Source organism: Burkholderia sp. 22088 (assembly GCF_052045915.1).
Classification (GTDB): domain Bacteria; phylum Pseudomonadota; class Gammaproteobacteria; order Burkholderiales; family Burkholderiaceae; genus Burkholderia; species Burkholderia cepacia.
In genome coordinates this window covers 219191-239815 of the sequence record NZ_JBQEPY010000008.1, presented here as the reverse complement: position 1 = coordinate 239815, position 20625 = coordinate 219191, and the positions used below count along the sequence as shown (strand labels likewise).

The 20625-nt window shown below is 69.3% G+C and carries 18 protein-coding genes and 1 pseudogene; 10 read left to right on the top strand and 9 right to left on the bottom strand.

Annotated features, from left to right (window positions below):
- Positions 1–241 precede the first annotated feature (241 nt).
- From ACTJLD_RS17520 to ACTJLD_RS17495, 6 genes are all read left to right on the top strand, one after another.
- Entirely contained in the window at positions 242–2512 is a 2271-nt protein-coding gene (locus ACTJLD_RS17520; RefSeq protein ID WP_440659367.1) for a TonB-dependent hemoglobin/transferrin/lactoferrin family receptor, read from the top strand.
- Positions 2513–2561: 49 nt separating this feature from the next.
- A complete protein-coding gene (locus tag ACTJLD_RS17515) occupies positions 2562–3653 on the top strand; it encodes a hemin-degrading factor (protein WP_027790408.1) in 1092 nt (363 codons plus the stop codon).
- Positions 3650–4567, top strand: coding sequence for a heme/hemin ABC transporter substrate-binding protein (locus ACTJLD_RS17510; RefSeq protein WP_440659366.1), 918 nt, complete (start codon positions 3650–3652; stop codon positions 4565–4567). The genes ACTJLD_RS17515 and ACTJLD_RS17510 overlap by 4 nt, the downstream gene beginning before the upstream one ends.
- 15 nt (positions 4568–4582) lie before the next feature.
- Positions 4583–5671 (top strand): FecCD family ABC transporter permease, encoded by a 1089-nt coding sequence (locus ACTJLD_RS17505; RefSeq protein WP_059699792.1) that lies wholly within the window; start codon positions 4583–4585, stop codon positions 5669–5671.
- Between the two features lie 19 nt (positions 5672–5690).
- Entirely contained in the window at positions 5691–6512 is an 822-nt protein-coding gene (locus ACTJLD_RS17500) for a heme ABC transporter ATP-binding protein (protein WP_440659365.1), read from the top strand.
- A gap of 109 nt (positions 6513–6621) precedes the next feature.
- Positions 6622–7005 carry a VOC family protein gene (locus tag ACTJLD_RS17495; protein WP_060194070.1) on the top strand — a complete coding sequence of 128 codons (384 nt, stop codon included), beginning with the start codon at positions 6622–6624 and terminating at the stop codon, positions 7003–7005.
- Between the two features lie 29 nt (positions 7006–7034).
- Here ACTJLD_RS17495 and ACTJLD_RS17490 read toward each other — a convergent pair whose 3' ends face one another.
- Both ACTJLD_RS17490 and ACTJLD_RS17485 read right to left on the bottom strand, forming a co-directional pair.
- Complete coding sequence (locus ACTJLD_RS17490) at positions 7035–7646, bottom strand: trimeric intracellular cation channel family protein (RefSeq protein WP_440659364.1); 612 nt, start codon at positions 7644–7646, stop codon at positions 7035–7037.
- Positions 7647–7654: 8 nt separating this feature from the next.
- Entirely contained in the window at positions 7655–9775 is a 2121-nt protein-coding gene (locus ACTJLD_RS17485) for a penicillin-binding protein 1A (RefSeq protein ID WP_440659363.1), read from the bottom strand.
- A 237-nt stretch (positions 9776–10012) separates the two neighbouring features.
- Here ACTJLD_RS17485 and ACTJLD_RS17480 point away from each other — a divergent pair, with 237 nt between their 5' ends.
- Positions 10013–10807: an aminoglycoside phosphotransferase family protein gene (locus ACTJLD_RS17480; RefSeq protein ID WP_146253748.1), complete on the top strand. Its 795-nt coding sequence runs from the start codon at positions 10013–10015 to the stop codon at positions 10805–10807.
- Between the two features lie 302 nt (positions 10808–11109).
- Here ACTJLD_RS17480 and ACTJLD_RS17475 read toward each other — a convergent pair whose 3' ends face one another.
- The gene (locus ACTJLD_RS17475) at positions 11110–12543 is read right to left on the bottom strand and encodes an aldehyde dehydrogenase family protein (protein WP_440659362.1); all 1434 of its coding nucleotides are present in this window, start codon (positions 12541–12543) and stop codon (positions 11110–11112) included.
- 119 nt (positions 12544–12662) lie between these two features.
- On the opposite strand from ACTJLD_RS17475, the gene ACTJLD_RS17470 reads away from it, so the two are divergent.
- The gene (locus ACTJLD_RS17470) at positions 12663–13589 is read left to right on the top strand and encodes a LysR family transcriptional regulator (protein WP_440659361.1); all 927 of its coding nucleotides are present in this window, start codon (positions 12663–12665) and stop codon (positions 13587–13589) included.
- Between the two features lie 150 nt (positions 13590–13739).
- Here ACTJLD_RS17470 and ACTJLD_RS17465 read toward each other — a convergent pair whose 3' ends face one another.
- The 5 genes from ACTJLD_RS17465 to ACTJLD_RS17445 form a co-directional block, all read right to left on the bottom strand.
- Positions 13740–14576: a bifunctional allantoicase/(S)-ureidoglycine aminohydrolase gene (locus ACTJLD_RS17465; protein WP_027790398.1), complete on the bottom strand. Its 837-nt coding sequence runs from the start codon at positions 14574–14576 to the stop codon at positions 13740–13742.
- A gap of 879 nt (positions 14577–15455) precedes the next feature.
- Positions 15456–15893 carry a hypothetical protein gene (locus ACTJLD_RS17460; RefSeq protein WP_027790397.1) on the bottom strand — a complete coding sequence of 146 codons (438 nt, stop codon included), beginning with the start codon at positions 15891–15893 and terminating at the stop codon, positions 15456–15458.
- 379 nt (positions 15894–16272) lie between these two features.
- A complete protein-coding gene (locus ACTJLD_RS17455; RefSeq protein WP_027790396.1) occupies positions 16273–16932 on the bottom strand; it encodes a methyltransferase family protein in 660 nt (219 codons plus the stop codon).
- Positions 16933–17088: 156 nt separating this feature from the next.
- Positions 17089–17253: a hypothetical protein gene (locus ACTJLD_RS17450; RefSeq protein ID WP_167347856.1), complete on the bottom strand. Its 165-nt coding sequence runs from the start codon at positions 17251–17253 to the stop codon at positions 17089–17091.
- A 254-nt stretch (positions 17254–17507) separates the two neighbouring features.
- A complete protein-coding gene (locus tag ACTJLD_RS17445; RefSeq protein ID WP_021159927.1) occupies positions 17508–17927 on the bottom strand; it encodes an HIT family protein in 420 nt (139 codons plus the stop codon).
- 80 nt (positions 17928–18007) lie between these two features.
- On the opposite strand from ACTJLD_RS17445, the pseudogene ACTJLD_RS17440 reads away from it, so the two are divergent.
- A pseudogene (locus tag ACTJLD_RS17440) lies at positions 18008–18293 on the top strand (hypothetical protein); the annotation flags it as partial.
- 191 nt (positions 18294–18484) lie between these two features.
- Entirely contained in the window at positions 18485–19894 is a 1410-nt protein-coding gene (locus ACTJLD_RS17435) for a serine hydrolase domain-containing protein (RefSeq protein ID WP_226153492.1), read from the top strand.
- Positions 19895–19973: 79 nt separating this feature from the next.
- Here ACTJLD_RS17435 and ACTJLD_RS17430 read toward each other — a convergent pair whose 3' ends face one another.
- A complete protein-coding gene (locus tag ACTJLD_RS17430) occupies positions 19974–20597 on the bottom strand; it encodes a glutathione S-transferase family protein (protein ID WP_027790394.1) in 624 nt (207 codons plus the stop codon).
- Between the last annotated feature and the right edge of the window lie 28 nt (positions 20598–20625).

The following is a 20625-nucleotide window of genomic DNA, read 5'->3' as shown; positions in this document are numbered from 1 at the left end:
CTCCACGGCCCGCGTTTCTTCCGTATTTTCCGGCGCGGCTCGCCCGCGCCGCGCAGGTGAGCGCTCACCCACGCGCGCCGCTTTTCGTTCTTGTATTGATAATAATTCTCATTTACACTGGCAAAATTGTCAGTTGCCTTTCAATTCGCCGCTCGCCGCATTCCGTGCGCGGGCGGGCCAGCCAGGTGAACGCGTCACCCAGCCAGCCTTCGGGCTTGTTTTCGTCAATGGGAGACCACCTGTGCATTGCTATACGCTGGCGCGGCGGCCGATCTGTGCCGCGCTGTTCGGCGCGTTCGGCCTGTCCGCCGCCCCGGCTCACGCCGATTCGTCGCCGCAAGGCGCCACCCCGCCTTCCACCCTGCTCGTTGCCGCGTCCACGCGCGGCGATGCGGCGCTGCTCGACCCCGTCACCGTCACGGCCAACCGCACCGCAACGGCCACGAGCCGCACGGCTGCGTCCGTCTCGGTGATCACCGACGAGGATCTGGAGGAACAGCAGGCCACCAACATCAAGGATGCACTGCGCTACGAGCCGGGCATCACGGTGCGCCGCACCGCGTACCGGCCCGGCAGCGCCGCGCTCGGCGGCGGCCGCGACGGCGATTCGAGCATCAACATCCGTGGCCTCGAAGGCAATCGCGTGCTGCTGATGGAAGACGGCATCCGCCTGCCGAACGCGTTTTCATTCGGCCCGCTCGAAGCGGGGCGCGGCGACTACGCCGATCTCGACACGCTCAAGCGCATCGAGATCCTTCGCGGGCCGGCGTCGGCGCTCTACGGCAGCGACGGCCTGACCGGCGCGGTGAACTTCATCACGAAGGATCCGCGCGACCTGCTGTCGATCTACAACAAGCCCTACTACTTCTCGTTCCGGCCGAGCTACGACTCGGCCGACCGCAGCATCGGCGCGACCGTGTCGGCCGCGGGCGGCAACGATCGCGTCCAGGGGATGATCATCGCCGACGGCCGGCGCGGCCACGAGGTCGACACGCGCGGCAGCAACAACTCGGCGAGCACGCTGCGCACCACGTCGAACCCGCAGGATGTCTATTCGGAATCGCTGCTCGGCAAGCTCGTGCTGACGCCCACCGCGCGCGACACGTTCAAGCTCACCGCCGAAACGGTGCAGCGGCGCGTGAGCACCGACGTGCTGTCCGCGATCAATCCGCCGAACACGCTCGGCCTCACGACGAACGACCGGCTCGAGCGCAACCGCTTCAGCGTCGACTACGATTTCCGCGACGATGCGTTCCGCTGGTTCCAGACCGCGCACGTGCAGTTCTACTACCAGGACGCGAAGCAGGACCAGTACGCGTTCGAGACGCGCGGCGCGCCGCTGAAATCGCGCTCGCGCGACAACCAGTACAAGGAACGCACGTTCGGCGGCTCGGCGTTCGCCGAAAGCGGCTTCGCGACCGGGCCGTTCGCGCACAAGCTGCTGTATGGCGTCGACGGCAGCGTGTCGCGCGTGACGAACCTGCGCGACGGCACGGTGCCGGGCGTCGGCGAAGCGTTCCCGAACAAGGCGTTCCCCGACACCGACTACACGCTGTTCGGCGCGTTCCTGCAGGACCAGATCGGCTACGGCCGCCTGCTCGTCACGCCGGGCCTGCGCTTCGACACGTACCGGCTGAGCCCGACCGAAAACGATCCGCTGTTCACCGGCAAGGCCGTGTCGACCAGCGCGAACGAACTGTCGCCGCGCGTCGCCGTGCTCTACGAGATCACACCCGCGGTCATTCCGTACGTGCAGTACGCGCACGGCTTCCGCGCACCGACACCCGACCAGGTGAACAGCAGTTTCTCGAACCCGGTGTACGGCTACACGTCGATCGGCAATCCGAACCTGAAGCCCGAGACGAGCGATACCTTCGAAGCCGGGCTGCGCGGCAAGGCCGGCACCGGCTACGGCGTCGTGCGCTACAGCGCGGCCGCGTTCACGGGCCGCTACCGCAACTTCATCTCGCGCACGACGATCGCGGGCAGCGGCCGGCCGGCCGACCCGTTCGTGTTCCAGTACGTGAACTTCGCCGACGCGCGCATCCACGGCCTCGAAGGCCGCGCCGAATGGGTGATGCCGAACGGCATCACGCTGAAGACGGCGATGGCGTTCACGAAGGGCTCGACGCAGAACGACGGCGCGGCGAGCCAGCCGCTCAACACCGTCAACCCGTTCTCCGCCGTGTTCGGCGTGCGCTACGAGCCGACCGAACGCTGGTTCGTGCAGACGGACCTGCTGTTCCAGGCCGCGAAACGCGACAAGGACATCGACAAGTCCGACTGTTCGAACAAGACGTGCTTCTCGCCGCCGTCGTCGTTCGTCGTCGACCTGCGCGGCGGCTACCGCTTCAACAAGCACGTGAGCGCGACGATCGGCATCCGCAACCTGTTCGACCGCAAATACTGGAACTGGTCGGACGTGCGCGGCATCGCAGCCGATTCGCGGGTGCTCGATGCGTATACGTCGTCCGGACGCACGGTCGCCGTCAGCATGAAAGTGGATTTCTGATGCGCGCCGCCCGCGCTGCCACCCCAACCGTTACTTGAAGGAGTCCGACATGATGCAATCCGCCCTTCCCGGTCAACCGGCCACGCCGGCCCGCGCGGCCGCCGCGCTGCGCGACGCGTTCATCAAGCTCAAGACCGAGCGCCAGCTGCGCAACCGCGACGTCGCGCAGGCGCTCGGCGTCAGCGAAGGCGAGGCGCTCGCCGCGTTCGTCGGCGAGCACGTCGTGCGGCTCGACGCGCGCTTTCCGGCGATGTTCGAGGAAATGCCGCGCCTCGGCCGCGTGATGGCGCTCACGCGCAACGACACGGCCGTCCACGAGAAGGACGGCGAATATGCGCAGATGAGCCATGACGGGCCCGTCGGCCTCGCGCTCGGCGATATCGACCTGCGCATCTTCTATCGTCACTGGGTGTCGGCGTTCGCGGTGCGCGACGAGACCGCGCACGGCCCGCTGAAGAGCCTGCAGTTCTTCGACGCGCAGGGGCATGCGATTCACAAGGTCTACCTGCGCGCGCACAGCGACCACGCCGCGTACGACGCGTTCGTCGAGCGCTGGCGCGCGCCGTCGCAGGAGCCGGGACTCGAGGTCGCGGCCGCCGCGCCGAAAACGCCCGAGCGCGCCGACACCGAGATCGACGTCGCGGGTTTTCGCGCCGCGTGGGACGCGATGACCGACACGCACCAGTTCTTCGGCATCACGCAGCGCTTCGGCGTAAGCCGCATGCAGGCGCTGCGCCTCGCCGATCCGCAATACGCGTATCCGGTCGAAACCGCGCATGCGCTGCGCCACGTGCTCGAACAGGCCGCCCAAAGCGGCCAGCCGATCATGGTGTTCGTCGGCAACGCGGGGATGATCCAGATTCATACGGGCCCGGTCGCGAACGTGCGCGAGGTCGGCGCGTGGATCAACGTGCTCGACCCGGGCTTCAACCTGCACGTGCGCGAGGACCTGATCGCCGCCGCGTGGGTCGTGAAGAAGCCGACGAGCGACGGCATCGTCACGTCGCTCGAGCTGTTCGACCGGCAGGGCGACCACGTCGCGCTGCTGTTCGGCGAGCGCAAGCCCGGCAAGGTCGAACGCGACGACTGGCGCGCGCTCGTCGCGACGCTGCCGGCCGCGGCACGCGGAGGCGCGCGGTGAGCGCGCGACCGTTCGATCCGCGCCGCCGCGCCATGCTGGCGGGCGCGACAGCCGGCGCACTCGCCGGCGCGCTGCCCGGCAGCGTGCTCGCCCAGGCCGCACCGGCTGCGCCGAAGCGCGTGGTCGTGATCGGCGGCGCACTCGCGGAAACCGCGTTCGCGCTCGGCGGCGCCGAGACGCCGCGCTACCGGCTCGTCGGCGCCGACACGACCTGCACGTATCCCGATGCCGCGAAGCGTTTGCCGAAAGTCGGCTACCAGCGCGCGCTGTCGGCCGAGGGGCTGCTGTCGCTGCGGCCCGATCTCGTGCTCGCGTCGGCGGAAGCCGGCCCGCCCACCGCGATCGCACAGGTGAAAGGCGCCGGCGTCGCGGTGACGACGTTCGACGAACGGCACGACGTCGAATCGGTCCGCGCGAAGATCACGGGCGTCGCGCAGGCGCTCGACGTGCGCGACGCGGGCACCGCGCTGCTGCAACGTTTCGACCGCGACTGGCAGGCCGCGCGTGACGCGGTCGCTGCCCGTGCGCCCGGCGGCGCGCAGCCGCCGCGCGTGCTGTTCGTGCTGAACCATACCGGCAACCAGGCGCTCGTCGCCGGCCAGCGCACGGCCGCCGACGCGATGATCCGCTACGCGGGCGCACGCAACGCGATGCAGGGTTTCGATCACTACAAGCCGCTGACGACTGAAGCGCTCGCGGCCGCTGCGCCCGACGTCGTACTGATTTCCGACGAAGGGCTCGCGGCAGTCGGCGGGCGCACGGCGCTGCTCGCCACGCCCGGCTTCGGCGCGACGCCGGCCGGCCGCGCGCAACGCGTCGTGTCGCTGGATGCCCTGTTCCTGCTCGGCTTCGGCCCACGCCTGCCGCTCGCCGTCACGACCCTGCACCGACGGCTGTCGGATGCGCTCGCCTGATCCCGGATCGCCCCGATGCCCGCTCACGCTTCGCCCTTCCCCGCACCGTCGCCCGCGTCGCGCTCCGGCGCCGCGCGCATGGGCACGTCGCGCCGCTTCGCGCCGTTCGCGCTGGCCGCGCTCGCCGTTCTCGTGTGCGCGATGTCCGTCGTCGCGCTGTGCGTCGGCGCGTACCGCATTCCGCTCACGGAAGCCTGGGCCGCGCTGACCGGCGATGCCGCCGCGCAGCAGGCGCGCGCGGTACTGCTCGACATCCGCGCGCCGCGCGTCGCGCTCGCGCTGCTGGTCGGCGGCGGCTTCGGCGCGGCCGGCGCCGCGATGCAGGCGCTGTTCCGCAACCCGCTCGCCGATCCGGGGCTCGTCGGCGTGTCGAGCGGCGCGGCACTCGGCGCGACCACGATGATCGTGCTCGGCCCCGCGCTGTTCGCCGCACACGTGAGTGCCGCCGCGTTGCCCGTCGCCGCGTTCGCGGGCGCGCTCGCGGTCGCCGCGCTCGTCTACCGGCTCGCCGCGTCGCGCGGCCGGCTCGCGTTGCCGCTGCTGCTGCTCGCCGGCATCGCGATCAATGCGCTGGCCGGCGCGGCGATCGGGCTGCTCACGTTCGTCGCCGACGATGCGCAGCTGCGCTCGCTGACCTTCTGGAGCCTCGGCAGCCTCGGCGGCGCGCAATGGTCCGCGCTGGCGGCCGTCGCGCCGTGCGTCGCGATCGGCTGCGTGCTGCTCGCACGCGAACGCGACGCGCTGAACGCGTTGCAGCTCGGCGAAACCGAGGCACTGCACCTCGGCGTGCCGGTGCAACGGCTGAAGCGGCGCGTGCTCGTCGCGGTCGCGCTCGCGGTCGGCGCGCTGGTATCGTGCGCCGGCATCATCGGCTTCATCGGGCTCGTCGCGCCGCATTGCGTGCGTCTCGCGTGCGGCCCCGACCAGCGCGTCGTGCTGCCCGGCGCCGCGCTGCTCGGCGCGTTGCTGACGCTCGCCGCCGATCTCGCCGCGCGCACGGTCGCGGCGCCGGCCGAAATTCCGCTCGGCGTGCTGACCGCGCTGCTCGGCGCACCGTTCTTTCTCGCGCTGCTGTGGAAAAGCCGCGGCGCGCTCGGCGGGTAACCCTTTCTTCACGACGACCATGCTGACCGCTCACCATCTCGACGTCGCGCGCCGCCACAACGCCATCCTCCGCGACCTGTCGCTGTCGATCGAACCGGGCCGCGTGACCGCGCTGCTCGGCCGCAACGGCGCGGGCAAGAGCACGCTGCTGAAGACCTTCGCCGGCGAGCTGACCGGTAGCGTCGCGCCGAGCGGCGTACGCGTGACCGGCGACATCACGCTGAACGGCGAACCGCTCGCGCGCATCGACGCGCCACGCCTCGCGTGCCTGCGCGCGGTGCTGCCGCAGGCCGCGCAACCGGCCTTCCCGTTCAGCGTCGACGAAATCGTGCTGCTCGGCCGTTATCCGCATGCGCGGCGCAGCGGCGCGACGTCGCATCACGATCGCGACATCGCGTGGCGCGCGCTCGAACGCGCGGGCGCCGACGCACTCGTCGGCCGCGACGTCACGACGCTGTCGGGCGGCGAACTCGCGCGCGTGCAGTTCGCGCGCGTGCTCGCGCAGCTATGGCCGGACGACGACGCAACGGAGAGCGGCCCGCGCTACCTGCTGCTCGACGAACCGACCGCCGCGCTCGACCTCGCGCACCAGCACCGGCTGCTCGACACCGTGCGCTCGGTCGCGCGCGAATGGCGGCTCGGCGTGCTCGCGATCGTCCACGATCCGAACCTCGCCGCGCGGCACGCGGATACGATCGCGATGCTCGCCGACGGCACGATCGTCGCGCACGGCACGCCGCGCGACGTGATGACGCCCACGCATATCGCGCAGTGCTACGGGTTTTCCGTGAAGATGGTGGAAACCGGCGACGGTGCGCCGCCGGTCATGGTCCCGGCATGACGCCGCGGGCGCATGCGGGGCGGCCGCGTCCCGACTGTCGATCGGTCGTCGATCGGCGCGCCCGACTTTCAGGCAGCCTCATTCGCGCTTCCCCTTCGAGGAGACTCCCATGCCGCTTCCGATGACCCGCATCATCCTGTACGTCCAGGACGTCACGCTGCTGAAGGCGTTCTATCAACGCCATTTCGATCTGCCTGTCATCGAGGAAATCGACGGTGAATGGGCGGTGCTCGACGCGGGCGCGATCGAACTCGCCCTGCATCTGGCCGGCCCGGCGTTTCGCCACGCGGCCGCGCCGTCGAATGCGAACCCGGCGACGAACAACGTGAAGCTCGTCTTCCGGATCGACGCCGACATCGACGCGCATCGCGACCGTCTCTCGCGCGACGGCGTCACCGTGCGCGACGTCAAGCGCTTCGACGGATTCCCGTACCGGCTGCTCGACGGCATCGATCCGGAAGGCAATGTCTTCCAGGTGATGCAGCCGGACTGAATGCCGCCGCGCCACCTCGCGGCCGCGCGTCAATGCCCGACGTCGGCTGCGCCGAAGGTCCGCATCTTCCACCCGAGCCGCACGGCCAGCATCCGCATCGAGAAGCCGGCCGCCAGCGCGACCACGGTCGCCGCGTCCGCATCGATGCCGAGATGCTGCATCCCGACGTACAACGCACCCGTCACGAACGCGACGCTCGCGTACAGTTCCTCGCGCAGGATCAGCGGCATCTCGTTGCACAGCAGGTCGCGCAGCATCCCGCCGCACACGCCGGTGATCGCGCCGGCCAGCACGACGATGATCGGCGCGGCGCCGGTCGACGCGCCGATGTCGCAGCCGATGATCGTGAACGCGGCGAGGCCGATCGCGTCGACGGTGACGAACAGCGTCTTCATTCGCGCGACATGCCGGGCGACCCACGATGCGACGGTTGCCGCGGCGAGCGTGATCACCAGGTATTCGGGATGCGCGATCCAGCCAAGCGGATAGTGGCCGAGCAGCACGTCGCGCACGGTGCCGCCGCCGAGCGCCGTCACCGCGCCGACGAGCGCGAGCCCGAAGCGGTCCATCCCGCGCCGCATGCCCATCAGCGCACCCGACATCGCTTCCGCGACGATCGCAATCAGATAAAGCGTATGCATGGTGCGCGTCAGTCGTCGGTACGGAACAGGTCGAGCACGCGTTCGCGCTCGGCCGCGTCGACGGCCGCGGGCATCGGCTCGTCAGGTTTGCCGCTGCTGGCCGGCGCATCGGAGGCGTCCTGCGCCGCCGCGCCGCCGCAGGCGAAGCGGCTGCGGATGTACGACGGCACGTCGGCCGTGCACGTGCCGCGCGTGTATTCGGCGTAGACGAAATCACCGTCGACGAGCGCGACGTCCTGCGGCGGCGTCGCATCGACCGGCGTGCGTCCGTCGACGGCCGTCTTCATGTAGTCGAGCCAGACCGGCAGCGCCAGCGTCGCGCCGGTCGCGCGCCCCATCGGGCGCGGCGTGTCGTAGCCGAGCCACGCGACCGCGACGACCCCCGACGAGTAGCCGGCGAACCACACATCCTTCGACCCGTTCGACGTGCCCGTCTTGCCGGCCGCGTCGTCGCGGCGCAGCGCGAGCGCGCCGCGCGCGGTGCCGGCCTTCACGACGTCGCGCAGCATGCTGTCCATCAAGAATGCGTTACGCGCCGACACGACGCGCGCGCCTTCCGGCGTCGTGGCCTCGTACATCGCGCCGCCGTGGCGCTGCTTCACCGACAGGATCAGGCGCGGCTCCATCCTCGTCCCGCCGTTCGCGAACACGCTGTACGCGCTCGCGAGTTCGAGCGGCGTCACCGAGCCCGCGCCGAGCGCGAGCGGCAGCGACGCCGGATTACGCTGCGCGTCGAAGCCGAAATGCACCGCGTGCTGCTGCACGTAGCGCGCGTCGGTGGCCTGCATCAGGCTGACCGCGACCAGGTTCTTCGAGCGCACGAGCCCGCGCCGCACCGGGATGAAACCCTCGTAGCGGTTGCCGAAATTGCGCGGACGCCACGGCCGCGCGCCGGTTTCCTCATGGGTGAGCGTGCGCTGCGTATCGTCGACGAGCACACCCGGGAAGTAGCCCTTCTCCAGCGCGGCCGAATAGACGAACGGCTTGAAGCTCGAACCCGGCTGGCGATACGCCTGCAGCGCATGGTCGAACACGTTGCGATTGAAATCCGCGCCGCCGACGAGCGCGAGCATGTCGCCGGTGGCCGCATCGAGCGACACGAGCGCGCCTTCGAGCCCGTTGCGCGCATCGCGCTGCGCGCCCGGCTGCCGGCTCAGCTGACGCTGGAGCGCGGCTTCGGCCGCGCGCTGGTCGCGCATCGAGATCGTCGTCGTCACGTCGAGGCCGAGCGTATAGGCGTCGTCGTGAAAGCGCTCGACCATCATCCGGCGCGCGCGTTCGGCGACGTACGGCGCGGCGACGATCCCGGGCGGCGGCGTGGTCGCCAGCGCGATCGGCGCGTCGACGGCTGCGCGGTACGTCGCGTCGTCGAGTTGGCCGAGTACGTGCATCCGCCCGAGCACGTAGTTGCGCCGCGCGGTCGCGCGCGCCGGATTGACGACCGGGTTGAACGCGGACGGCGCCTTCGGCAGCCCCGCGAGCACGGCCGCCTCGCCCGCGTTCAGCGCGTCGAGCGGCTTGCCGAAATACACGTTCGCCGCCGCCGCGAAACCGTATGCGCGCTCACCCAGGTAGATCTCGTTCATGTACAGCTCGAGCAGCTTGTCCTTGCTGTATTCGCGTTCGAGCTTGGCCGCCATCAGGATCTCGGCGAGCTTGCGGCTCAGCACCTTGTCGCGCGTCAGGTAGAAGTTGCGCGCGACCTGCATCGTGATCGTGCTGCCGCCCTGACCCGGCTGCCCCGTCACGACGTTCGCGAACGTCGCGCGCGCGAGTCCGCCGACATCCACCGCGCCGTGCTGATAGAACTTCGCGTCCTCGGCCGCGAGCAGCGCGTGCCGCATCAGCGGCGGGATGCGTTCGAGCGGCACGAACTCGCGCCGCTCGACGCCGTATTCGGCGAGCAGATCGCCGTCGCGCGAGAAGATCCGCAGCGGCAGCGCGGGACGATAGATGGCGAGGTGCTCGACGGACGGCAGCTGCGTCCAGATGCGATTGATCGTCCATGCGCCGATGCCCGCGCACGCGAGCGTCAGGCCCAGCAGCGCGCCCGCGAGCGTGCGCCATGCGCGACGGCGGCGCGGCGGCGGCACGGGCGGCGGCGGAGGGGATGCGGTGTGGTCGGTCATGTCGGGCTCCTTCTTCGATGCTGCGACGGCCGGCGCGCGATATGCACCGACCGGTCACGAAAGGCGCGCATTGTCGAAGGGATCGCGCGAAACCGGAACATTCTTTAGCCAAAGTTTGGCTGGCTAAATTTTATTTAGGAAAGGGTGTCGGGCCGTTCACGTCGAACGTGCGGGCACGTCAAGCGCGGCCGGGAGAACCGCGCTGCGCGCGATCCGTTTCGCCTGTAGCATCGTGTGATGTTCGATCGATACCTCGGCCTGTGGGGCCTCGTACCCGACGGCGGCCCGATCCTGACCGCGAGCGGCGGCCTGTTGCCCGTTCTCTGGCAGGCGCGGCCCGCGATGCTGAAGGTCGCCACCTGCGACGAAGAGCGGCGCGGCAACGCGCTGATGACGTGGTGGAACGGGCACGGCGCGGCACAGGTGTGGCAGCACGACAGCGACGCGATCCTGCTCGAGCGCGCGCAGCCCGCGCCGTCGCTGGCCAAATTGTCCGCATCGGGTCACGACGACGACACGATGCGCATCGCATGCGGCGTCGTCGCCCGGCTGCACGCGCATCGCGCGCCGGAGCCGGCTTCGGTCGTGCCGCTGCGCGACTGGTTCCGTTCGCTGCTGTCGGACAACGCCGGCAACGACGTGCTGCATTGCTCGGCAACGATCGCGCGAGAGCTGCTGGCCGGACCACCCGTCGACGAAGTCGTCCTGCACGGCGACATCCATCACGACAACATTCTTCATTTCGGCGATCGCGGCTGGCTCGCGATCGACCCGAAAGGGCTGCGCGGCGATCGTGCGTTCGACTACGCGAACCTGTTCTGCAATCCGGCGCACGAGATCGCGGTCGATCCGGCGCGCTTCACGCAACGCGTCGTGTGCGTGGCTGATGCCGCGCGACTCGATCGCCGTCGGCTGCTGAAGTGGATTCTGGCGTGGGCAGGCCTGTCGGCGGTGTGGCTGATGGAGGATGACCTGCTGCCCGACACGCGGTTGGCGGTCGCGCAGCTCGCCGCGCACGCGCTCGGCTTGTAGCCGCGCAACGCAACGGCATCCGCGAGCAGCCACGCATCGTCAGGATGCGCCGCATGCGTCCGTTCCACCTCCGAGGCTTGGAATCACCGGCCGCGCCTTTTCACCTGCGATGCGTGTGCGACGTGCAGCCGCATGGGATACGCAAACGCGGCCGCACGGCGGACAAGGGCATTGAGGGCAAGTGCCTGCTCACGCGACCCGGCTTGCGCGCCCGATCACCGGTGATGCATGCGTGATGCATCAGCATGAGAGACGCAAACGCCCCCGCACGGCGTACAGGTGCATCGAATGCGAGCGCCCGCTCACGCGACCCGGCTTGCGCTCCCGATCAGGGTCTTGGGCTCCAGATACGCGCCGATGCCCCACCGGCCCATTTCCCGCCCCAACCCCGAATGCTTGAAGCCGCCGAACGGCGCAAGCGGCTCGTGGGCCAGCGTATTGACGAGCACGCGGCCGGAATCGATCTGCAGCGCCACGCGCTCGCAGCGTTCGGAGTCCTTGCCCAGCACCATCGCGCTCAGGCCGTAGCGCGTATCGTTGGCGATGGCGATCGCATCGGCGTCGTCTTCGTAAGGGATGAGGGTCAGCACCGGCCCGAAGATTTCTTCCTGCGCGATCCGCATCCGGTTGTTCGCCCGGGAAAAGACCGTCGGTTTCACGAACCACCCGGCCTGCAAACCGTCCGGCCGACCTTCACCGCCCGCCAGCAGCACCGCGCCTTCTTCCTGCCCGATGCGGATGTAGTGCTGCACCCGCTCCCATTGCTTCGCGCTGACCATCGGTCCGATGTCGGTGCCGGCATCGCGCGGATCGCCTGAGCGCACACGCGCCACCGCCTGGCTGATCGCGTCTTCGAATTCCGCGAGCCGATGGCGCGGCACCAGCACGCGCGTCCCCGCGATGCAGGCCTGACCGCTGTTCATGAATCCCGCCTGCAGCACGAGCGGCATGATGCTCGCGAAATCCGCATCGTCGAGCACCACCGTCGGCGATTTGCCGCCGAGCTCCAGCGTCACGCGCTTCATCGTCGCCGCGCCGACGCTCACCAGATGCTGGCCCACCGCGGACGAGCCGGTGAACGAAATCTTCGCGACGTCGGGGCTGCGCGAGATCGCGTCGCCGACCACGTCGCCGCGACCGTTGACGATATTGAACACCCCCTTGGGCAAGCCCGCCGCATGCAGCGCCTCGGTGATGACCTGCGTCTGCATCGCGCTCATCTCGCTGGGCTTGATGACCGCGGTGCAGCCTGCCGCCAGCGCGGTGGCCAGCTTGTTGCAGATGAACCCCGCATCGCTGTTCCACGGCGTGATCAGGCCGGCCACGCCGACGGGCGTCATGATCACGCGGGCCGAGCCGGCCTGCTCCTCGAACGCGAACGTCTCCAGCGCGGCGATGGCCTGCCGGATCGCGTCCGCCGGATAGGTCGCCATCCAGCGGCCGCGCTCGACCGGCGCGCCGTATTCGGTCACGACGGCCTCCATCAGGTCGTCTTCCCGCGCGACGACGGCGTCGCGCATCCGCTCGAGCGCAGCGATCCGTTCTTCCCGCGTGGTGCGCGACCAGCCGGGAAACGCGGCCTTGGCCGCGGCGATCGCCCGTTCGGCATCCTGCTCGTCGCCGAGGCGGACCTGCCCGATCACCCGCTCGGTGCTCGGGTCGTGCAGGTCAAACCATTCGTCGCCGTGCGGCGTCACGAATTCGCCGTCGATGTAGATCCGTTCGATGCGTTGCATGGTGCGTACTCCTTGTGTGCGTATCCGACAAGCCGTCATGACACGCAGTCTAGGAATACATTACTGTTCCGATAAGCCGTCTTATCTCTGATGACTCATCCCGAAAATCAGGACAATCGATGCACCGCACCGGAATGACCGAGCTGGAAGTGGTCCTGGCCGTCGCGCGCCGCAGCAGCTTTCGCGGCGCGGCGCTGGAGCTGGGCATGTCGACGACGGCGGTGAGCAGCGCCGTGGCCGGACTGGAAGCGCGCCTGAAGGTGCGCCTGTTCAACCGCTCGACACGCAGCGTGTCGCTGACCGATGCGGGCCAGCGTTACGTGGAGCGCATCGCGCCCGCGCTCGCCGAGATCAGGAGCGCCGGCGAGGATGCCGCCGCCGGTCCCGACACACCGAGCGGCACGCTGCGCATCAACGCGCCGCAGGGGGCCGCGCATCTGTTGCTGGGGCCGCTGTTCCATCCGTACGCGCAGCGTTACCCCGACGTCCGCATCGACATCGTGAGCGAGTCGCGCCTGATCGACATCGTCGCCGAGGGGTTCGACGCCGGCATCCGTCTGGCCGAAGCCGTGCCGCAGGACATGATCGCCGTCGCGCTGTCGCGCGATATCCGCATGCTGGTGGTCGCAACGCCCGAGTACCTGAAACGCCACGGCACGCCGCGCCATCCGCGCGACCTGCTCAAGCACCAGAGCATCGGCATGCGCATGGCCCACGGCGGCATCTATCACTGGGAGCTCGAACGCAACGGGCAAAAGCTGCAGTTGGACCTGCCCGTGCGGTTCGCGCTCAACGAACTGGCCGCGATCAAGCAGGCGATCCTGTTCGGGCTGGGCATCGGTTTCATTTCCGAATGGTTCATCGGCGAAGAACTGAAGAGCGGCGCGCTGGTGCCGGTGCTGGCGCCGTGGTGCCCGTCGTTCGGCGGGCTGCGGCTCTACTATTCGGGCCATCGCTTCGTGCCCGCGCGGTTGCGCGCGCTGATCGACCTCGCGCATGAGCTGCGCCTGACCGATGCGCCGTTGAGCGTCGGACGCAAGGGATGACGCACGGGATGGCCCGCGCCGCCGCCGTTCGGGCGACGGCAAGGTTACCGGCCCTGGACTCGACATGCGCATCCCGGACAACCGCCGCGCAAAGAAAAAACCCGCCGGCATACGCCGGCGGGTTTTTACATTCGACTGCTGACGCGGCGCTCAGCGCGCCGGATTCAGCGTCAGGTTCATGTGACGGTTCACGTCTTTGTACAGCAGGTAGCGGAAGCGGCCGGGGCCACCCGAATAGCATGCCTGCGGGCAGAACGCGCGCAGCCACATGAAATCGCCCGCTTCGACCTCGACCCAGTCCTGGTTCAGGCGATAGACGGCCTTGCCTTCGAGCACGTACAGCCCGTGCTCCATCACGTGCGTTTCAGCGAACGGAATCACGCCGCCCGGTTCGAACGTCACGATGTTCACGTGCATGTCGTGGCGCATGTCGCTCATGTCGACGAAGCGCGTCGTCACCCATGCGCCGTTGGTACCCGGCATCGGGATCGGCTCGACGTCCTGCTCGTTGGTCACGAATGCGTCCGGCAGCGGAATGCCGTCGACGGCCTGGTAATGCTTGCGCACCCAGTGGAAACGCACCGCGGCATCGCTGACGTTGTGCAGCGTCCAGTCCGCGCCCGGCGGAATGAACGCGTAGCCGCCCGGCTTCAGCACGTGCTTCGTGCCCTGCAGCGTCAGCTCGGCTTCGCCTTCGACGACGAACAGCACGGCTTCGGCGTTCTTGTCCTGCTCGGGCTTGTCGCTACCGCCGCCCGGGTTCACTTCGACGATGTACTGCGAGAAGGTTTCCGCGAAACCCGACAGCGGGCGGGCGATCACCCACAGGCGCGTGTTCGTCCAGAACGGCAGCCAGCTCGTGACGATGTCGCGCATCACACCCTTCGGGATCACCGCGTACGCCTCGGTGAACATCGCGCGATCGGTCAGCAGATCGGTCTGCGGCGGGTGGCCGCCGTGCGGCGCGTAATACGTTGTCTTAGACATAGTGCATCCAGGCAATGGGTTGGTCCGGCCCCGGGCGCCAACGGCATCGGGCGGCACGCATGCGCGTGGGGCACGCATGCGGCGGCGGGACATCGTTGCCGGGGTGGCTTGAAGGCGCACGCGCCTTCGTTCGGTCGGCCAGGCTTCGCGACGGGTTCGTCCGGTTCATCGGACGCAGCGGCCCATGCTTGCGGGGCCGGCGGCCGGGCCGTGGCGCTTCCGTTCATGCGGCGACGCGCGGCCGGCGGCACGGTTCGACGCCGTACGCGAGCATCGCCGACGATAGCGAAGTCGTTCGCAATCGACCAATTAAATGTTGCGATGGATTCCATTCGATTTCCCACTACCTGCCGGCACCCGCGATACGCGGTGAGGGAGCGTGGCGCCACGGTCTGGCTATCCGGGAAATCCTGACGGGCGGGGCCGTGCAAACGCACGTCGGAGGCACTGGAGGCGCGGGTATGCAACTGCGGTCACGCGGGTCGCGATACATCCGGTTACGCAGATTGGCGTGCGCCGAAGCGTGCACGGCTGCGAGCCGCTCCGCACCGATCATGGGCCGTCGTCGGACCGGAACGGGCCAACGGAGCAGAACGAGAATCGAACGGGGATCGAACGGAACGCCAAGGATGTCGACGCTGCGCGAACGCACTCCGTCGCGAGAGGCGGTGTAGCCGGAAAACGGGGAAATGCTGCGAGGAGGGGAAACTGGCCGGCCCGTCGATCGGGCATCCGGCCGCGGCTGGCGAAGCCGGAAAATGTTCGCCGGTCTGGCCGGCGATGGCGGCCCGGCAGGCTGCCGGGCCGAATCTCGCGTCGGAAGCCGACGCCGTCTACGCGCCGGTGCGCGGTTCGCGCACCGCGCCGCGCGAGCGGCGATCAGTCCCAGTCGCGGTGGTGACGATGCTTGCGGTGGCGATAGCCACGATCGCCATGATCGCGCTCGTACGAGCTGCGCGACATGTTGCCGCCGAGCGCCGCGCCGGCGCCGCCGCCGACCGCCGCACCCAGCAGGCCGCCCGTACGGCCGCCCATCGCGTTGCCTGCCGCGGTGCCTGCGCCGCCGCCGAGGGCGCCGCCGATGATCGCGCCGGTGCGCTCGCGACGGTTCGACGTCACCGCGCCACCCGCGCCGCCGCCGATGGCGCCGCCGATCACCGAGCCCGTGCTGCCGCCGAGCGCACCGCCGACCGCTGCGCCGGCTACCCCGCCGAGCGCGCCGCCAAGCGCGTTGTTCATGTCACCTGCCAGAGCCGGCAGCGCAGTCGCGCCGGTCAGCGCGGCGACGACGAGAGCGGGGGCGATTTTCTTCCACATTCCCGTATTCTTCCTTGTTCGCAATCTGGTTATCGAAGGTCCGCTCGGTACGACGATCTGAATCGATCGACGTCGGGTCTGGCATTGTGCCGAACCGCGGACCAATTCATTTCAATGAGCTTGCGGCGAAGAATAGCACCGGTCCCGCGTCCTTGCCGTCGACATTCTGGTAACAAGTTGTTTACGAACAGGCGCCCCCGAACGCCCGCACCAGAATGCCCGCAAACCCGCGCCGGCATTGGCTCTGCCGAGGTTCCGGCCCTGCGCGACGACGGGGTCGTCCATGCGGGGCGTCGCACGTTTGCGACACACGTGGCAACACATCGGGCACGTGTCGTGAGCGGGCCCGGAAACGACGGTCGGGGAAAAATGAGGGGGGTCAGTACACGCCGGGCAGCAGCCGCCAGGTTCGCGCGCAATACGCGTCGTACTCGGCGCCGAATTGCGCACGCAGCAGCGCCTCTTCGGAGCGGATACGCGCGACGAGCGGGATCATCGTCAACACGACCAGCAGCACGCCGACACCCGAGCGGAACGCGAGCGCCCAGCCGACCGAATTGACGAGCAGCCCGAGATAGCTCGGATTGCGGATGCGGCGGTAGATGCCGTCGGTCACGAGCGTATGGCCCGGCTGGATCGCGACGAGCCCGCTGAAGCGCTTGCCGAGCACGAACACGGGCCAGATGCGCAGCACGCCGCCCGCGATGTAGAGCGCAACACCGGCCCAGCGCACCGCGTCGCCGCCGAAAGTCCAGAAGTCGAGCCGGTCGGTCAGCGCGGGCAGGTAGGCCAGCAGGAACCCGCTCACCCCGAACGCCGCGAGCACCCAGCGGTTGTCGCGGTTCTCGCGCTCGCCGCTGCTCAGGTTGCCTTCGGTGAACATCGCCGCGACGGCCATCGCGAGTGTCGCGACGACGACGACGATCAGCGGCGGATGCGAGAAGAAGGCCGCGAACCCGCCGCTGCCGAGCACCGCGAGCCCGAGATAGACGAGCGTGGAGATGCCCGACAGGGCGGCGACCTTGCGGGTGACTGTCATGACTGCCTCGCCGGAGTGCGCTTTCCTGTGAAGTATAGGAACCGCGCACACGCCGCGCGGCGCGCCGCCGTCACGCGGCGCGCGAATCCGCGCGCATCGTCCGGCACGACGCCACGACCCTGGCCGGGGCGTCCAGGGCCCGCGCCCGGTGCCGGATCAGCGGATGCGGAAGTTGCCGCCGATCCCGATGCTGACAGGCGGCGCGTAATACGCCGGCGCATAGCCGTAGTAGGCCGGCGCGGGCGCGTAGCCGTACGGCGGCGCGACGTAGCAGCCGGACAGGCCGCCGATCAGGGCAAGCGTAATGAGAAGTCTGGACATGGCTCGATTCCCGGCGCGAAAGACGAATGGCACCTCGCGAACGCCGCGCCGCCGCGAGGTGCGGCGGCCGGCACGAAGAGGCGATCCGCCCTTCCTGTCGCTCGATGAAGCAATGCGCCGAGTCTAGCGCCGGGTCGGCCGGGCCGAGTTTCGCCGGCGGTTACACGTGTTACCTCGCATGACCGCCGAAACAGGTAATGGCGCGACGGCCGGCCGGTGTGCCGCGGCGCGCCGTGCCGCGTGCGATCGACGCATTACACGAAACGCGCGCGAATGCGCTGCGCGAGCGCTTCGAGCGTCGCCGCGTCGGCGATCTCGCGCGCGTGCATCCGCAGCTCGGCGCCTTCCCAGCGCGGGATCACGTGGAAGTGCACGTGCGGAACCGTCTGGCCGGCTGCCGCGCCGTTGAACTGGCCGATGAACACGCCGTCCGGCTCGAGCGCCGCGCGCACCGCCGCCGCGACGCGCTGCGTCATGCGGATGCCGGCCGCGGCTGCGTCGCCGGACAAGTCGAAGATCTGCGCGGCCGGCTCCTTCGGGATCACGAGCACGTGGCCGTCGGCCTGCGGCATCAGATCCATGATCGCGAGCGTCGTGTCGTCTTCCGCGACCTTCACGCACGGCAGTTCGCCACGCAGGATTCTGGCGAACGGGTTGTTGTTGTCGTAGGACATGTCGGGTTCCGATATCGGTTGGACTGGGAAAGCGGGAGTGCAATGCCGGACGATTATCGGCCGACGACGGGTCGGATTTCAACTTGCCGGGCCGGGTCGCGCTGGCGCTCGCGCCGAACGGCCATCATCTCGTGACCGCGAACGGCGACGCGTCAACGCCGACCCGCTGCAGCCGAGCGAGATCGTCGAATTCACGGTGGACGGGCGCTTCGGCGCGCAAATGCAGGTCGACACCGTTCCCGGGCCGCGTTCGGCCAGGCGTTCGGGCGCGGCCGCAAAGGCCAGCCGCAATTCGCGGCCGTCGACGACAACACGAATACCGCGACGGTCTGGACCCTGCGCTCCGACCACGACAACGCGCAGTGATACACCGCTTGAAGGGGCCGCACGCGGCCCGTTCGACCTCGGCGATCGACACACACGATTCGCACGGGCCGGGCAATCCGCGCCGTGTCGACGCTGCCCGGCATCGCCGCCCTCGCGATTGCCACCGCCGGCCCGAACCTGCGACACTGCCGGTTCGTGTTCCGCCTTCAGACAACCGAGGACACCCGCGCATGACGATCCCCTTCAAGAAGCCGATCCTGCGCGGCGTCGCGCTCGCGGCCGTCGCCGCGATCGGCTACACGGGCTACATGCTGTCCCGGCTCGCGCCGGTCGCGACCGGTTATGCGGCGAAGGCGCTGTGTTCCGGCGTGTACGTATCGGGCCGCCCTGCCGCGTCCGTGATCGACGTCGACATCATGGCCGGCGTGCATCCGCTGCTGAAGCTGGTTCGCCCGTCGATCGATCCCGACCATCATCGCGCCGTGGCGACTTTCGCCGGCTTCGCCGGACGCGAAGCCGACTTCCGGCCCGGGCTCGGCTGCACGCTCGCGATCGGGCCGTCGCCCGGCGCGTTGCCGGCCGCGCTGCCGCGCCTCCCCGATCCGCCGCCCGCGCAGCCCGCCCCAGCCGCGCCGGCCACGCCGCCGGCCGGCATCGACGCACGGAAACTGCAGACCGCGCTCGACCGCGCGTTCGACGAGCCCGATCCGGCACGACCGCGGCGCACGCGCGCGGTCGTCGTGATGTGGCGCGGCCAGGTGATCGCCGAACGCTATGCGCCCGGCTTCACGGCCGACACGCCGCTGCCCGGCTGGTCGATGACGAAGACCGTGACGGCCGCGCTGGTCGGCGCGCTCGTCGCGCAGCACAAGCTGTCGCCCGATACGTCGGCGCTGCTGCCCGAATGGCGCGGCAGCGGCGACCCGCGCGCGGCCATCACGCTCGACGAGCTGCTGCGGATGACGAGCGGCCTGCAATTCAACGAGGACTACGACGACCCGCTGTCCGACGTCGCGTTGATGCTGTTCACGCAGCCCGATACCGCGCGGTTCGCATCGGCGAAGCCGCTCGCGGCGACACCCGGCACGCAGTGGTCCTACTCGAGCGGCACGAGCGCGATCGTCGCACGCGTGATGCGCGAGGCGCTGGGCGGCAGCGGGGACGACTATCTCGCGTTTCCGCGTCGCGCGCTGTTCGCGCCGCTCGGCATGCGCAGCGCGGTGTTCGAGCCCGATGTGTCCGGCACACTCGTCAGTCCGTCGTACATGTATGCGAGCGCACGCGACTGGGCGCGCTTCGGGCAGCTTCTGCTGCAGGACGGCGTGTGGGACGGGCAGCGGCTGCTGCCGGACGGCTGGGTACGCTACCTGACGCGCGCGACGCCGCAGTCGTCGCGCCAGGAATACGGCGCGCAGCTGTGGGTCAAGGTGCCGGAGCCGTTCAACGATCGCGATCCGCACGCGGTCGCGATGCCGGCCGACGCGTTTCACGCGGTCGGCCATGAAGGCCAGTTCGTGAGCGTGGTGCCGAGCCGTCAACTGGTGGTCGTGCGGCTCGGGCTGTCGCGGCCGGAATCCGCGTGGAACCACGAGGCGTTTCTTGCGCGCGTGCTCGACGCGCTGCCGGCGCCCGGCGCGTGACGACGGGTACGCGGATCGATGAATCAGGCGTGAAGCGGCAGCGATTGCAACACGGCCGCTTCACGCGCTACCGGCCGGCTTACGGATTCGCGCTGCCCGCGTATTGCTTGAAGCCTTCGCGCGTCGCGAGACGTTCGATATAGCGCGACACCGCCGGCAATTCCGGATGCTCGAACGGCGTGCCGAACCAGCGGTTCACCGACAGGCCGATCGGAATGTCCGCGAGCGTGAACGTATTGCCGGCCACGTACGCGCCCGTCTTTTCGAGCTGCGCGTTCAGCACCTGCATGTGCTTCGTCCAGCCTGCGATCGACTGCGCGATGCCGGCCGGATCCTGGTGATCGGGCGATTTCCGCACGAGGCCGAGGAACGCGCCGACCCACGAGCGGTTCAGGTCCGCGCCCTGCCAGTCGATCCATTGGTCGACTCGCGCACGCGCCTGCGGCTCGGCCGGATACAGCGCGTCGCCGCCGTAACGGTTCGCGAGGTAGCGGATGATCGTGTTCGATTCCCAGAGCACGAAATCGTCGTCCTTGATGACGGGCACGAGCGCGTTCGGGTTCAGCGCGAGATAGGCCGGATCGTTGGTCGTGCGAAAGCCCGCGCCCCAGTCTTCCTGTTCGAACGGCAGGTTCAGTTCGGTGCACAGCCACAGCACCTTGCGGACGTTGATGGACGGAATCTTGCCGAGGATGTGCAGCATGCAGTCTCCTTGTGAGGTCGGATGCGGA

Bases quoted from the DNA above. Each gene is read 5' to 3' on its own strand.
- ACTJLD_RS17515 (WP_027790408.1), top strand. From the start codon at position 2,562: ATGATGCAATCCGCCCTTCCCGGTCAACCGGCCACGCCGGCCCGCGCG.
- ACTJLD_RS17505 (WP_059699792.1), top strand. From the start codon at position 4,583: ATGCCCGCTCACGCTTCGCCCTTCCCCGCACCGTCGCCCGCGTCGCGC.
- ACTJLD_RS17500 (WP_440659365.1), top strand. From the start codon at position 5,691: ATGCTGACCGCTCACCATCTCGACGTCGCGCGCCGCCACAACGCCATC.
- ACTJLD_RS17495 (WP_060194070.1), top strand. From the start codon at position 6,622: ATGCCGCTTCCGATGACCCGCATCATCCTGTACGTCCAGGACGTCACG.
- ACTJLD_RS17490 (WP_440659364.1), bottom strand. From the start codon at position 7,646: ATGCATACGCTTTATCTGATTGCGATCGTCGCGGAAGCGATGTCGGGT.
- ACTJLD_RS17485 (WP_440659363.1), bottom strand. From the start codon at position 9,775: ATGACCGACCACACCGCATCCCCTCCGCCGCCGCCCGTGCCGCCGCCG.
- ACTJLD_RS17480 (WP_146253748.1), top strand. From the start codon at position 10,013: ATGTTCGATCGATACCTCGGCCTGTGGGGCCTCGTACCCGACGGCGGC.
- ACTJLD_RS17475 (WP_440659362.1), bottom strand. From the start codon at position 12,543: ATGCAACGCATCGAACGGATCTACATCGACGGCGAATTCGTGACGCCG.
- ACTJLD_RS17470 (WP_440659361.1), top strand. From the start codon at position 12,663: ATGCACCGCACCGGAATGACCGAGCTGGAAGTGGTCCTGGCCGTCGCG.
- ACTJLD_RS17465 (WP_027790398.1), bottom strand. From the start codon at position 14,576: ATGTCTAAGACAACGTATTACGCGCCGCACGGCGGCCACCCGCCGCAG.
- ACTJLD_RS17460 (WP_027790397.1), bottom strand. From the start codon at position 15,893: ATGTGGAAGAAAATCGCCCCCGCTCTCGTCGTCGCCGCGCTGACCGGC.
- ACTJLD_RS17455 (WP_027790396.1), bottom strand. From the start codon at position 16,932: ATGACAGTCACCCGCAAGGTCGCCGCCCTGTCGGGCATCTCCACGCTC.
- ACTJLD_RS17450 (WP_167347856.1), bottom strand. From the start codon at position 17,253: ATGTCCAGACTTCTCATTACGCTTGCCCTGATCGGCGGCCTGTCCGGC.
- ACTJLD_RS17445 (WP_021159927.1), bottom strand. From the start codon at position 17,927: ATGTCCTACGACAACAACAACCCGTTCGCCAGAATCCTGCGTGGCGAA.
- ACTJLD_RS17435 (WP_226153492.1), top strand. From the start codon at position 18,485: ATGACGATCCCCTTCAAGAAGCCGATCCTGCGCGGCGTCGCGCTCGCG.
- ACTJLD_RS17430 (WP_027790394.1), bottom strand. From the start codon at position 20,597: ATGCTGCACATCCTCGGCAAGATTCCGTCCATCAACGTCCGCAAGGTG.